The sequence below is a fragment of the Pseudomonas aestuarii genome, assembly GCF_027988105.1.
GTDB lineage: Bacteria > Pseudomonadota > Gammaproteobacteria > Pseudomonadales > Pseudomonadaceae > Aquipseudomonas > Aquipseudomonas aestuarii.
In genome coordinates this window covers 44,633-58,224 of sequence record NZ_JAQJZJ010000001.1, presented here as the reverse complement: position 1 = coordinate 58,224, position 13,592 = coordinate 44,633, and the positions used below count along the sequence as shown (strand labels likewise).

The 13,592-nt window shown below is 65.4% G+C and carries 12 protein-coding genes; 1 reads left to right on the top strand and 11 read right to left on the bottom strand.

Annotated elements, in window-relative coordinates; all coding sequences use genetic code 11:
• Window positions 1-56: 56 nt before the first annotated feature.
• From PH586_RS00260 to hutC, 7 genes are all read right to left on the bottom strand, one after another.
• Window positions 57-1,979 (bottom strand): autotransporter domain-containing SGNH/GDSL hydrolase family protein, encoded by a 1,923-nt coding sequence (locus tag PH586_RS00260; RefSeq protein WP_271345767.1) that lies wholly within the window; start codon window positions 1,977-1,979, stop codon window positions 57-59.
• A 173-nt stretch (window positions 1,980-2,152) separates the two neighbouring features.
• Window positions 2,153-2,956 carry an N-formylglutamate deformylase gene (gene hutG / locus PH586_RS00255; protein WP_271345766.1) on the bottom strand — a complete coding sequence of 268 codons (804 nt, stop codon included), beginning with the start codon at window positions 2,954-2,956 and terminating at the stop codon, window positions 2,153-2,155.
• A complete protein-coding gene (gene hutI / locus PH586_RS00250) occupies window positions 2,949-4,157 on the bottom strand; it encodes an imidazolonepropionase (protein ID WP_271345765.1) in 1,209 nt (402 codons plus the stop codon). Before hutI ends, hutG begins: the two co-directional genes overlap by 8 nt.
• Window positions 4,158-4,421: 264 nt before the next feature.
• Complete coding sequence (gene hutH / locus PH586_RS00245; protein ID WP_271345764.1) at window positions 4,422-5,957, bottom strand: histidine ammonia-lyase; 1,536 nt, start codon at window positions 5,955-5,957, stop codon at window positions 4,422-4,424.
• Between the two features lie 2 nt (window positions 5,958-5,959).
• A complete protein-coding gene (gene hutU / locus PH586_RS00240) occupies window positions 5,960-7,645 on the bottom strand; it encodes a urocanate hydratase (protein ID WP_271345763.1) in 1,686 nt (561 codons plus the stop codon).
• A 488-nt stretch (window positions 7,646-8,133) separates the two neighbouring features.
• On the bottom strand, window positions 8,134-8,724 hold the full coding sequence (locus tag PH586_RS00235) for a HutD/Ves family protein (RefSeq protein WP_271345762.1): 591 nt from the start codon (window positions 8,722-8,724) through the stop codon (window positions 8,134-8,136).
• On the bottom strand, window positions 8,721-9,389 hold the full coding sequence (gene hutC / locus PH586_RS00230) for a histidine utilization repressor (RefSeq protein WP_408636744.1): 669 nt from the start codon (window positions 9,387-9,389) through the stop codon (window positions 8,721-8,723). Before hutC ends, PH586_RS00235 begins: the two co-directional genes overlap by 4 nt.
• Before the next feature lie 177 nt (window positions 9,390-9,566).
• On the opposite strand from hutC, the gene PH586_RS00225 reads away from it, so the two are divergent.
• Window positions 9,567-10,931: a formimidoylglutamate deiminase gene (locus PH586_RS00225; protein ID WP_271345760.1), complete on the top strand. Its 1,365-nt coding sequence runs from the start codon at window positions 9,567-9,569 to the stop codon at window positions 10,929-10,931.
• Window positions 10,932-11,058: 127 nt separating this feature from the next.
• On the opposite strand, the gene PH586_RS00220 is transcribed toward PH586_RS00225, so the two are convergent.
• The 4 genes from PH586_RS00220 to PH586_RS00205 form a co-directional block, all read right to left on the bottom strand.
• Window positions 11,059-11,619, bottom strand: a complete 561-nt coding sequence (locus PH586_RS00220) for a lipocalin family protein (RefSeq protein ID WP_271345759.1) — start codon at window positions 11,617-11,619, stop codon at window positions 11,059-11,061.
• A gap of 10 nt (window positions 11,620-11,629) precedes the next feature.
• Window positions 11,630-11,884 (bottom strand): outer membrane protein assembly factor BamE, encoded by a 255-nt coding sequence (locus tag PH586_RS00215; protein WP_271345758.1) that lies wholly within the window; start codon window positions 11,882-11,884, stop codon window positions 11,630-11,632.
• Window positions 11,885-11,955: 71 nt separating this feature from the next.
• Window positions 11,956-12,558 carry a DUF924 family protein gene (locus tag PH586_RS00210; protein WP_271345757.1) on the bottom strand — a complete coding sequence of 201 codons (603 nt, stop codon included), beginning with the start codon at window positions 12,556-12,558 and terminating at the stop codon, window positions 11,956-11,958.
• A 3-nt stretch (window positions 12,559-12,561) separates the two neighbouring features.
• On the bottom strand, window positions 12,562-13,569 hold the full coding sequence (locus PH586_RS00205) for a class 1 fructose-bisphosphatase (RefSeq protein WP_271345756.1): 1,008 nt from the start codon (window positions 13,567-13,569) through the stop codon (window positions 12,562-12,564).
• Between the last annotated feature and the right edge of the window lie 23 nt (window positions 13,570-13,592).

The window sequence follows — 13,592 nt, the reverse complement described above, 5'->3', positions numbered from 1 at the left end:
GGCACCGCGCTGGCATAAGGTTGCAGGCGCAACCTTATGCCAGCCGAGGCAGGTGCTTACCAATCCCAGTTGAGGGACAGGTTGACGCCATGTTGGCGGTCGTCGGTGCCGCGGAACTGATAGGCCGCGCGCAGTTGCAGCTCCTCGGCCAAGGCATGACTGATGCCCAGCCCGGCCAGGGTCTGGCCGCTGGCCGGGGTATGCCCCTGCAGCTCGAAACGGTTGCCGGCTACCGAGTTGAGGCCCATGCGCAAGTCGCGGCGATCATCCTCGAACTCACGCTCGCGGGCGATCTCGGCAAACACCTGGGTCGCCGGGGATAGCTGGTAATTGGCTTGCAGGCCCAGGCCCAACCGCGTGCTGTCGCGCTGCTGATCGCCGTAGTTGAGCGCCGTCGAACTGGCACCGCGCTCGCGATAACCGTCCACATCCACACGGGCATAGTCGGCGCTGATGAACGGACTGACCCGCCAGCCCGTATCGGCATTGGCCAGGTCATAGCCCAGGCGCCCGGACAGGGCCCAGAGCTGACCATCGGTATCGCCTTTCTCGCTGCGCTCGCTGACGCCCAGGGCAAACTGCCGATTGAGGTCGCTGTAATCCAGATGACCCAGGCTGAGACTGGCGTCCGCCCACAGGCGATCCTGCTGGTACTGGGCAAAGGCACTGAGCAGGTAGCTACGCAGGTCGTACTCGGAGTCGGCCTCGCCCACCTCGAGGCTCTGCTGCTGCAGGCCCAAGGCCAGGCCCAGGCGCCATTGCTCGCTCAGCCGGTAGCTGCTGCCCAGATTCACGCCCAGGCCCGTGCTGTCGCCGCTGGCCACCGCCTCGCCGCGCTCGAACTGCTGGCGCTGACCACTGGCGCCGACGAAGCTGCGCCACTGGCCGACGGCCTGCCAGGCACCGCGGTCGGCCTGCCACTCACTGCGCAGCTGTTGCTGATGACCGTTGAGGCTGGCCATGGCCATTTCCGGCAGCAAGGACACTTCCCAGGGTGCGCCGAGAATCGAATAGATGTAATCGGCGCTGATCTGCTGCACCGCGGCGGTCGGGTGCACACCATCGTTGAACATCAAACGGTCGGGGTTCGGCGTGAGCCCGCCCAGCCCCCAGGTCGGGTCGGCCAGGCAACTGGCGCCGCTGAAGCAGACATCGGTCTGGCTCACCAGCGGGTCGAAGCCGAAGGCCGCCAGGTCGCTTTTCACTTCGCTCAACAGGCCGCGAAAGTTGAGGCGAATGACATTGCCGCCGAGGGCCGAAAGCTGGTTGCCCAGTTCGGCGTTGAGCAGGCCCGAGGCATTCGACCAGGCCGTGCGAAAGCCGCTAACGAAGCCCGCCGGGGTCAGGCCGACATCGGGCAGGTCGGAGACGATGATGGTGCGTGCGCCAGCCTGTTGCAGCGCGGCGACGCCCGCCACCAGATCCGCTGCCGCCGCGGCAGCACTGGCCTGGTCGGTGACCACGAACTGCAGCACGTCGTTGCCGCCGCCGTTGATGTAGAACAATGCGTTGGGATCGACTCGCGGCACATCCAGCAGATAACCATTGCGGGTACGAATGGTGCCGCCACCGGCGTTCACCACCGAACCATTGGCGGCGGTGATCGAGGCGAGGATCTGATCGGTGCGGTAGCCGCCCACCGCATAGTTGGTGCCATCGGCGTTGCCGGTAAGCAGTTGCGGCAGAATAGGCGTCGAGGGCAATGCCTGCAGGCCAAGCAACGCGGCCAGGCGTTGGGTGGCGACGGCGTCGAAGTATTCGCTGTTGTTGCTCAGGTACGTCGGCCCGGTGCGGTTGGTGAAACGCAAACCGCCCGTCGGGTTACCGCCGAGCAAAGGGCTGCCGATATCGGGGAACTGGCCGCTGTCGCTCAGCGAGTCACCGAAGATGACCAGTTGTGAATAAGGCATGGCGTGGGTCGCGGCGGGCAGGCCGGCGAACAACACGGCGGCGGTCAGGACTTTCAGGCTGGGGGTCATGGATGCTCCTTCTTATTAGGCTTGCCTGCGGACAAGCCCGAAAGAATATCCACACCGATCGAGCGAAACAGCCACCCAAATGGGTGAGGCGCGTGCATCCACCCATCAGCCGCGGCTCATACCTGACGCCGCGTGGGAAACCCGCGAAGTGGCTTTCCATCACAGCATGGCAGCTAGCGTCCGTAACGCTCGCGCCCCCAGGCCAGCATCGCCTCCAGCAGGTCGCGAAGCACCTCCTGGGTCGGCTCGGCGAGGTCTTGGCGGTAGTCGAAGGGCAGCTGTTCCTCCATGTAGGTGCACTGCGCCAGCTCCAGCTGCACGGCATGCACCTGCTGCTCGGGCTGGCCATAGTGGCGGGTGATGTGTCCGCCCTTGAAGCGGCCGTTGAGCACGTGACTGTAGTCCTTGGCCTTGGCACAGACCGCCAGCAGGCGCTCGCTCAGCTGCGGGTCGCAACTGGCGCCGGCATTGGTGCCGAGGTTGAAGTCCGGCAACAGGCCCTCGAACAAGCGTGGCACACAGGAGCGGATCGAATGGGCGTCGAACAGCAGCGCATAGCCAAACTCGGCCTTCAGCCGGGCCAACTCGTCGGCCAGGGTCTGGTGGTAGGGCCGCCAGATTTCCTCCAGGTAGCGGGCGCGCTCCTCGGCGCTGGGCTGCATGCCGGCACGAAACAGCGGCTCGCCATCGAACAGCACGGCTGGATACAGGCCGGTGGTGGCGCTGGCATACAGCGGTGCGTCGTCCTCCGGGCGGTTGAGGTCGATGACATAGCGCGAGTAGCAGGCTTCCAGGGTACTGGCGCCCAGCTCGGCGGCAAAATCATACAGCAGGGGGATATGCCAGTCGGTATCCGGACGCTCCTTCGCCTCCTCCACCAGCCCGGCCTCCACAACCGGGGTCAGCAGAATGCCGGGGTGCGGCATGCTGATCAGCAACGGCAAGCGCCCACGCTTGAAGCTGAGTACGTTATCCATGGGTGATCTCCTCGCCATGACGAATGACCCTTTTGCGCAGATCGCCGCCCAACCAATAGGCCAGCTCCGCCGGTCGGCGGATCTGCCAGGCGACGAAGTCGGCGACCTTGCCCACCTCAAGGCTACCGCGACTGGCCGCCAGGCCCAAGGCCTTGGCGGCATGCAGGGTGACCCCGGCCAGGGCCTCTTCGGGGGTCAGGCGGAACGAGGTACAGGCCATATTCAGCATAAGCCGCAGCGACAGCGCCGGCGAGGTGCCGGGGTTGAGGTCGCTGGCCACCGCCATCGCCACGCCGTGGCGGCGCAGCAACTCGATCGGCGGCAGCTGGGTCTCGCGCAGGAAGTAGAAGGCGCCGGGCAGCAACACCGCCACGCTGCCGGCCTTGGCCATGGCGATCACATCCGTCTCGTCCATGAATTCCAGGTGATCGGCCGACAGCGCCTGATAGCGCGCCGCGAGGCTGGAGCCATGCAGCGAAGACAGCTGTTCGGCATGCAACTTGACCGGCAGGCCCAGCGCCTGCGCGACGCGGAACACCCGCTCGACCTGGGATGGGGAGAAGCCCAGGTGCTCGCAGAAGGCATCCACCGCGTCCACCAGCCCTTCGGCGGCCAACTCCGGCAGGATCTCGTTGCAGACCAGCTCGATATAGGCGTCGGCGCGGCCGGCAAATTCGGGTGGCAGGGCGTGGGCGGCCAGGCAGGTAGCGCGCACGGTCAGCGGCAGCATCTCGCCGAGCCGGCGGATCACCCGCAGCATCTTGCGCTCGCTGGCCAGATCCAGGCCGTAGCCGGACTTGACCTCCAGGGTGGTGACACCCTCGCGCAACAACTGCCGCGCACGCTGCAGCGCGCCGCTCAGCAACTCGCCCTCGCTGGTCTCGCGGGTGGCACGCACGGTGCTGGCGATGCCGCCGCCGGCCGCGGCGATCTCGGCATAGCTGACGCCCTCGAGGCGCTGCTCGAACTCGCCACTGCGGTCGCCAGCGAACACCAGATGGGTGTGGCAATCGATCAGGCCGGGGGTGAGCCAGGCGCCTTCAAGGTCGATGGTTTCGGCGTAGTCGGCCGCGGGCAGCTCGGCGCGCGGGCCGATCCAGGCGATGTGCGCGCCCTCGCTGACCAGGGCGGCGTCCTCAATGATCGAGTAGCGCCCGCCGGCCATGGTGGCGGCGTGGCAGTTGAGCCATAGGCGTTGCATAAAGGGTGTTCCTCCTCGCAGTACAGATCAGGCCTGGCGGCCTGCAGCCTGGTGCACTGGCAATCACCCGAACCGGGATGACCTTTACCACAAGCATGGCCGCCACCTCGGCAAAGGCAATCGCTGCCCGTTTGTAATGCGGGCAAAACTGGCTCCGTGAGCCCGACTGAATGCATGAGCGCGACCTGTCGATCCTGCGTAATAGCCACAGCGTGCCCCTGCCCCATCGCACGCGACGGAGCAGGGGCGCGCGGCAGGGTGGCCTTAGGCCTGGGACGGCAGCAGTTGCGCCGGCAGCAAGTCGCTCAGGCAACGGGATTCCAGCAGTTCACTGGCCGCCTCGATGTCCGGGGCGAAGAAGCGATCCTGCTGGTAATGCGCCACCCTGGCGCGCAGAACCTGGCGCGCCTGTTCCAGCTTGACCGAGCTCTTTAGCCCTTCGCGAAAGTCCAGGCCCTGGCAGGCGCCGAGCCACTCGATGGCGAGGATGCCGCGCACGTTGTCGGCCATTTCCCACAGGCGCTTGCCGGCGGCCGGGGCCATCGACACATGGTCTTCCTGGTTGGCCGAGGTCGGCAGGCTGTCGACGCTGTGCGGATGGGCCAGCGCCTTGTTCTCGCTGGCCAGCGCGGCGGCGGTAACCTGGGCGATCATAAAGCCGGAGTTGACCCCACCATTGGCCACCAGGAATGGCGGCAGCTGCGACATGTGCTTGTCCATCATCAGCGAGATGCGCCGCTCGGACAGCGCGCCGATTTCGGCAATGGCCAGGGCCAGGTTGTCGGCGACCATGGCCACCGGCTCGGCGTGGAAGTTGCCACCGGAGATCACATCGCCCTCGGCGGCGAACACCAGCGGGTTGTCCGATACCGCGTTGGCCTCGACCTGCAGCACCTCGGCAACGTGACGGATCTGGGTCAGGCAGGCGCCCATCACCTGGGGCTGGCAGCGCAGCGAGTAGGGATCCTGGACCTTGTCGCACTGTTCATGGGAGCGGGAGATCTCGCTGCTGGCGGTCAGCAGGTCGCGGTAAGCCGCCGCCGCGTCGATCTGCCCACGCTGGCCACGGGCCGCGTGAATGCGCGCATCGAAGGGCGCTCGCGAACCGAGCATGGCCTCGACGCTGAGGCCGCCGCAGACCAGCGCCGCGGCGAACAAGTCCTCGGCGGCGAACAGGCCGCGCAAGGCATAGGCGGTGGAGACCTGGGTGCCGTTGAGCAGCGCCAGACCTTCCTTGGCCGCCAGGGTCAGCGGCTCGAGACCGGCGACCGCCAGCGCCTCGCGCGCCGGCAGCCACTCGCCGCGGTAACGCGCCTTGCCCTCGCCGAGCAGGACCAGCGACATGTGCGCCAGCGGCGCCAGGTCGCCGGACGCGCCGACCGAGCCCTTGAGCGGGATATGCGGGTAGACCTCGGCGTTGATCAGGGCGAGCAGCGCGTCGATCACCACCCGGCGGATGCCGGAGAAACCGCGGGACAGGCTGTTGACCTTGAGCAGCATGATCAGCCGCACCAGCGCATCGTCGAGCGGCTGGCCGACGCCGGCGGCGTGGCTCAGCACCAACGAGCGCTGCAGGTTCTCCAGGTCCGCGCTGGCGATGCGGGTCGAGGCCAGCAGACCGAAACCGGTGTTGATGCCGTAGGCGGTGCGGTTCTCGGCGAGAATCTGCTCGACGCAGGCGACACTGGCCTCGATCGCCGCGGCGGCGCTCTCATCCAGGCTCACGGTCAGCGCAGCCTGATGGACCTCACGCAGTTGGGCCAGGGTCAGTTGGCCGGGCAGAATATTCAGGTGGTTCATGTTCAGGCTCCTTTGACCGGCTTGATCATCGGCAGGTTGAGGCCCTGCTCGTGGGCACAGTCGATGGCGATCGGGTAGCCGGCATCGGCGTGACGCATCACCCCGGTGGCCGGATCGTTGTGCAATACACGGGCGATGCGTTCGGCGGCTTCATCGCTGCCGTCGCAGACCACGACCATGCCGGAATGCTGGGAGAAGCCCATGCCCACCCCGCCACCGTGGTGCAGCGAGACCCAGGTGGCGCCACTGGCGGTATTCAGCAGGGCGTTGAGCAGCGGCCAGTCGGACACGGCATCGGAGCCGTCCTGCATGGCTTCGGTTTCGCGGTTGGGGCTGGCCACCGAACCGGAGTCGAGGTGGTCGCGGCCGATCACGATCGGCGCGGACAGTTCGCCACTGCGCACCATCTCGTTGAACGCCAAACCGAGCTTGGCGCGCTGACCCAGGCCGACCCAGCAGATACGCGCCGGCAGGCCCTGGAAGGCGATGCGCTCGCGGGCCATCTCCAGCCAGTGGTGCAGGTGGGCGTCATCGGGGATCAGTTCCTTGACCTTGGCGTCGGTCTTGTAGATGTCCTGCGGATCACCGGACAGCGCGGCCCAGCGGAACGGACCGACACCACGACAGAACAGCGGGCGTATATAGGCCGGGACGAATCCGGGGAAGTCGAAGGCGTTGCTCACGCCCTCTTCCTTGGCCATCTGGCGGATGTTGTTGCCGTAGTCGAAAGTCGGCACGCCGAGCTTCTGGAAGTCGAGCATGGCGCGCACGTGCACGGCCATCGACTGCTTGGCGGCCTTGACCACCACCGCCGGCTCACGCTGGGCACGCGCGCGGTATTCATCCCAGCTCCAGCCAATCGGCAGGTAGCCGTTGAGCGGGTCGTGGGCGCTGGTCTGGTCGGTGACCAGGTCCGGGCGCACGCCACGCTTGACCAACTCCGGGAGGATTTCGGCGGCGTTACCCAGCAGGGCAACGGAGATGGCCTTGCCTTCACGGGTGTACTGAGCGATGCGCGCCAAGGCGTCGTCGAGATCCCTGGCCTGCTCATCGACATAACGGCTGCTCAGGCGGAAGTCGATGCGGCTCTGCTGGCATTCGATGTTCAGCGAGCAGGCACCGGCCAGGGTCGCGGCCAGCGGCTGGGCGCCGCCCATGCCGCCGAGGCCGGCGGTCAGCACCCACTTGCCGGTCAGGTTGCCGGCGTAGTGCTGGCGGCCGGCCTCGACGAAGGTTTCATAAGTGCCCTGGACGATGCCCTGGCTGCCGATATAGATCCAGCTGCCGGCGGTCATCTGGCCGTACATGGCCAGGCCCTTGGCATCCAGCTCGTTGAAGTGTTCCCAGGTCGCCCAGTGCGGCACCAGGTTGGAGTTGGCGATCAGCACACGCGGCGCGTTGCTGTGGGTCCTGAACACGCCGACCGGCTTGCCGGATTGCACCAGCAGGGTCTCGTCGTCATTCAGATTGGTCAGGCACTCGACGATCTTGTCGTAGCACTCCCAATTGCGCGCGGCACGGCCGATGCCGCCATACACCACCAGTTCCTTGGGATTCTCGGCCACTTCGGGATCGAGGTTGTTCATCAGCATGCGCAGCGGCGCTTCGGTCAGCCAGCTCTTGGCGGTCAGCTGATTACCACGCGGGGCGCGGATTTCGATATCACGGAAACGGGTCGAGTTGCTCACAAGAAATCCTCCAGGGAAAGACCGCCGTCAGCCTGACTATTTTCATGCACTACGGCTGGGCATGCGCAGATCTAAACATGTATATACAAGTACGATCAAGTGAAAATTGCCGTGCCTCGCGCACTTCGCCCCACGGCCAATTCACTGCTCGACTATTCGCCGCATCCCCTGCAGCGTTACAGAGGCACACGGCACTAGAGGAAACCGCCTGACGCCCTATCAGCATAGAAGCCTTCACCCGGCACCGGCCAGACGGAAAAAGACACCTTCCAGGGCGGAGCTTGGCCGTTCGCCCCGCAACATACCCCCCTCAATGTATATGCAAATAAAGCGACGACATGCTCGCCAACCGCGCAAAAATAGCCGGACCAGCAGCACAAGCAGCGCGCCGGCGCGAGCCTCCTGCGAAGAGGCACAGGCCGCCCTGACGAAGGTGTGCCCATGGCGATAGCGGACAATGTCCGCTCAAGGAATCTGAAGCGAGGGGTTTACCGCGGGGTCAGTTCGATCAAACAACAAACGCCGGCAGCACTACCCTGCAGTTGCAACTCGACCAGGTCGGTGCCGCGCTCGACCTGCAGACAGTCGTGGCGCCCCAGCAGCGCACAATCGGCATCACCCAGGCGCACCTGCAGGGCCTCGCCTGCACAGAACAGCAGCAGCGTGGCTGCCGAGGTGAACAGGCGCTGTGAGCGCTCCAGGGCCAGCCACTGCACGCGCGCGCTGTAGCGCTGCGGGGCATAAATCAGGTTGAAGTCACGGATGGCGCCGGCCAGCAGCTGGCACGCCACCCGACTGTCACCGGCGAAGGCAAACGGATCGAACGGCAACAACGGACGCGACGCCACCCCGTCGACCTGCAGGCACATGCCCTCACCCTCCAGCACGGTGATGACGCGCTGGTAGCCGGCAAAGGCGGAAAAGCCGCCCGACTGATCGATATCGGCGATCGACAGGCGCCAGCCGAACCCCTCCAGCCCTTCACCCTGGTCGCGGGCGATTTCCAGGGTGCTGCCGGCGCCGTTCTTCCAGGGCATGCGCGGATAGTCGGCCGCGCGCAGGAGCTGCATCTGACTCATGAACTGAAACGCCCCTCCAGCCGGTGGCGCGAGCCCGGATGCAGCAGGCGCGCCGAGGTAACGGCCTGCGACCCAGACCAGGTGCGCCGACGAATCAGCAGGCAGGGTTCGCCGCGCTCGATCTGCAACAGCCGGCACTCCTCGGGCTCGGCCAGGATCGCCTCGACCACGTGCTCGCCCTCGGTCAGCGGCGCGACCCGGGTCAGATAGGCATAGGGGGTCAGCTGGGTGAAATCCTGCTTGAGGTAGTCGGGGGCCAACGCCGCATTGACGTAGCGATCCTCCAACTGCACCGGCACCTCGTTTTCGTAATGCACGATCAACGAATGGAAGACCTTCTGGCCTTCGCGCAGGTCCAGCGCCATGGCCCGCTCCGGACTGGCCAGCTCCTCGCTCAGGCGAATCAGCTTGCTCTGATGGCGATGGCCACGGGCGGCGATCTCATCGGCGATGTTGTTCACCGCGAACAGCGCCGAACGCCCCTTGGGCTCGGCCACGAAGGTGCCCACGCCCTGCATGCGCAGCAGCAGGCCGTCATTGGTCAACTCGCGCAAGGCGCGGTTGATGGTCATGCGACTGAAACCCAGGGCCTCCACCAGCTCGCTTTCCGAGGGCACCCGGTGGTGCGCCGGCCAGGCACCGCTATGGATCTGCTGGACGATCATCTGCTTGACCTGGGCATACAGCGGCGCCGGTGCTTCACTGAGCTGACCGGCAAGCGCGGATGGCTTCGAGAATGCTTTTGTCACGTGTCTCTCCTTGTCGCCTGACCGGCAGTTTACCTTCGCCACAAACACCTGTATATGTATATACAAATAAATACCAGCAAGTGGACAAGCATTATGCCTGCATTCTTCGCCCCTCGCGCCCTGCTCGCCCACGGCTGGGCACAGAACGTCCGCCTGGAAGTTAGCGCCTCCGGCAGCCTGGACAGCATCACCGTCGACGGCTCGAGCGAGGGTGCCGAGCGCCTGCGCGGCCCGCTGCTGCCGGGCATGCCCAACCTGCATTCGCACGCCTTCCAGCGCGCCATGGCCGGCCTCGCCGAAGTCGCCGGCAACCCCAACGACAGCTTCTGGACCTGGCGCGAACTGATGTACCGTCTGGTCGGCCAGCTCAGCCCCGAGCAGATCGAGGTGATCGCCCGCCAGCTGTATATCGAGATGCTCAAGGCCGGCTACACCTCGGTGGCCGAATTCCACTACGTCCATCACGACCCGCAGGGCCAGGCCTATGCCGACCCGGGCGAACTGGCCCTGCGCATCAGCCAAGCGGCCCTGGATGCCGGCATCGGCCTGACACTGCTGCCGGTGCTCTACAGCCACTCCGGCTTCGGCGGCCAACCGGCGAATCAGGGCCAGCGACGCTTTATCCACAGCAGCGACAGCTACCTGGCCCTGCAGCAGCGCCTGCAGCCCCTGATCGCGCAGCACCCGACACAGCGCCTGGGCCTGTGCTTTCATTCGCTGCGCGCGGTCACCCCCGAACAGATCCAGACCGTACTGGGCGCGGCTGCCGGCGATTGCCCGGTGCACATCCACATTGCCGAACAACAGAAGGAAGTCGACGACTGCCTGGCCTGGAGCGGTCGCCGCCCCCTGCAATGGCTGTATGAACAGGCGCCGGTCGATCAACGCTGGTGCCTGGTGCACGCCACCCATGCCCAGGCCGACGAAGTCAGCCTGATGGCACGCAGCGGCGCCGTGGCCGGGCTGTGCCCCAGCACCGAGGCCAACCTCGGCGACGGCATCTTTCCGGCGGCGGATTTCCTCAGCCAGGGCGGTCGCCTGGGCATCGGCTCGGACAGCCATGTCTCGATCCACATGGCCGAAGAATTACGCTGGCTGGAATATGGCCAACGCCTGCGCGACCAGCGCCGCAACCGGCTCTACCGCAGCGATCAGCCGCTGATCGGCCGCAGCCTGTACGACGCCGCCCTGGCCGGCGGCGCCCAGGCGCTCGGCCAGCCGGTGGGGGTGCTGGCGGTCGGCAAACGCGCCGACTGGCTGGTGCTCGATGGTGACGACCCCTATATCGCCACCGCCAGCGACGACGCCCTGCTCAATCGCTGGTTGTTCGCCGGCAGCGAGCGACAAATCAGCGATGTCATGGTCGGCGGGTGCTGGGTGGTGCGTGACCGGCAGCATGCCGGCGAACTGGAAAGCGCCAGAGCCTTTGCCGCAGTGCTGCGCGAACTGCTGGGTTAACGCCGCCAGCTCGTGGGGATACCGGCCAGCACCACATGGCGCGCTAGCCGCCGAACCATGCCGCCGTCCCGACCAGGGCAAGCGGCAAGGTTCTGCAGTGCGCGGCACGACCCCTCAAGGGCGATTATCAGGGTTGCGGCAACTGCTCGTCCGGCGTGCGCCAGATCAGCGCATCGGTGTCATAGCCTTGCCCTTGCGCGACTTCGAGCAACTGATCGCGCATGGCCGGCGCCACTTGCGGGGTGCGCGCCAGCAACCAGAGATAGTCGCGGTCCGGGTGGCCAACCAGCGCCGTCTGGTAGTCATCATCCAGGTACAGCACCCAGTACTCGCCCTTGGCGACGCTTGGCAGCAGACGGCTGAACCAGTTATCGAAGCGCACCCACAGCTTGTCGGTCTGGCCCGCCACCTGCGGCACCGCCTGCCCCTCGGCCTCCTGCCACTCCCCGTCGAGGGTGCGACAACGGTTGCTCACCGCGATACTGCCATCGTCCTGTAGCTGATAATGCGCCTCGGATTGCACGCAGTTACGCTGGAAGAACATGGGCAGTCGCGCCAGCTCATACCAGGTGCCCTGATAACGCTGCAGATCGACCTGGTCGACGGTTTTCGGTGGCACCGCTCCGGTGCCCGAGTTGGCGCAACCTGCCAGCACTGCAACGACTAACAACCCTGCGAATACGCGCACGTTCGGCTCCTTATTTCAGACCTTTGCCCGAGAACATCACCACCTTGTCGCCGGCGAACTGCACGCTGACAAAACTCTTCTCGTCACCCCAGGTGCAGCTGGTGAGGCCCAAGGCACCTGCGCATTCGCTGGGTGCACCGAGCAACTGCTCGACCTCCGGCTTGGTCATCCCGGACTTGAGCTTGGAATAATTGTCCTGATTGACCTTGCTGCAGGCAGCCAGCAGCACACAGCACGACAACACGGCGAAATAGCGCAACGACATGGCGCAGGCTCCAGAAAGGAAAAAGGGGGAGAAAGTTTGCCACAGTGCCGCAGCAGCTGCCCGATTGGACGTCAGAAACGCGAGCCGGGTTCCTGCATGAAAGCCAATTCTTCCGGGGTCGAGGGCCGACCCAGCACGGCATTACGGTGGGGAAAGCGAGAAAAGCGGTCAATTACCCACTGATGACGCTCGGCGAAATCCAGATAATCGGCAAACAAGGCGCGCTCGGCAGGCGACGCGATGGACACTAGCTGAGTGAAGCGGCGCACCGCTTCGTCCTGCAGGAGCAGATCTTCGGCATGCTCCAGGGCCAGGTAGACGAACACCCGCTGAATCGGCGTCAGCCCCTCTTCTTTCTCCCCGCCCACCCCCTCGAGCACCAGCTGCCGGGCTCTGCCGTCGCCGGCAAAGGCCCGCGGGCTATCGCGGAAGATCATCCGCGGCAACTGGTCCAGCAGCAGAACCAGCGCCAGCCAGCCCTGCGGCGAGTCGGCCCAGCCATCCAACTTGCCTTCCAGGGCCCGCTCCACCAGCTCGCCGAATCGCTCACGCGCCTCGGCGTCCTGGCCATCCTGCTTGCCGAACCACAGCTTGGAGCGCGTCGCCGCCACCTCGGCGGCCGTTGTCCCGGTACCGAACCACCAGTCGAGCAACGGCTGCCAAGGTTTACTCATGACTCACTCCTGGTGGTAGGCCGTCACGCGCTCGACTTCTTCCTTGGAGCCAAGGAAGACCGGCACGCGCTGGTGCAGGGAAGTCGGCTGGATATCGAGAATGCGCTGGGTGCCGTTGGTTGCAGCACCGCCCGCCTGCTCGATGATGAAGGACATCGGATTGGCTTCGTACATCAGACGCAACTTGCCGGGCATCGCCGGGTCGCGACCATCGCGCGGGTACATGAACACGCCGCCGCGGGTGAGGATGCGGTGCACGTCGGCAACCATGGAGGCGATCCAGCGCATGTTGTAGTTCTTTTCCAGTGGCCCGCTTTCGCCGGCCAGCAACTCGCTGACATAACGCTGCACCGGCGCTTCCCAATGGCGCTGGTTAGACATGTTGACGGCGAATTCCTGGGTGGTTTCCGGCACCTTGATGTCATCGTGGGTCAGCACGAAGCTGCCCAGCTCGCGGTCCAGGGTGAAGCCCTTGACGCCGTTGCCCAGGGTCAGCAGCAGCATGGTCTGCGGGCCATAGATCGCATAACCGGCGGCGACTTGCTCGGTGCCCGGCTGGAGAAAGGCCTCTTCGCCAAGATCGCCGGTGGCGCCATTACGTTCGGGGCAACGCAGGACCGAGAAGATGGTGCCTACCGATACGTTGACATCGATGTTGGATGAGCCGTCCAGCGGGTCGAACACCAGCAGGTAAGCGCCTTTCGGATAGCGCCCGGGAATCTGGTAGGCCTGATCCATTTCTTCCGACGCCATGCCGGCCAGGTGACCGCCCCACTCGTTGGCCTCGAGGAGGATTTCGTTGGACATTACATCAAGCTTTTTCTGCACTTCGCCTTGCACGTTCTCGGTGCCCATGCTGCCGAGCACGTCATCCAGGGCGCCCTTGGATACCGCATGGCTGATCGCCTTGCAGGCCCGCGCTACCACTTCGATAAGGAAACGCAGATCGGCAGGAGTGTTGTGGCTGCGAGTCTGTTCGATCAGATAGCGGCTCAGGGTAATGCGGGACATGGACAGCTCCGGGAAGGAAAGAA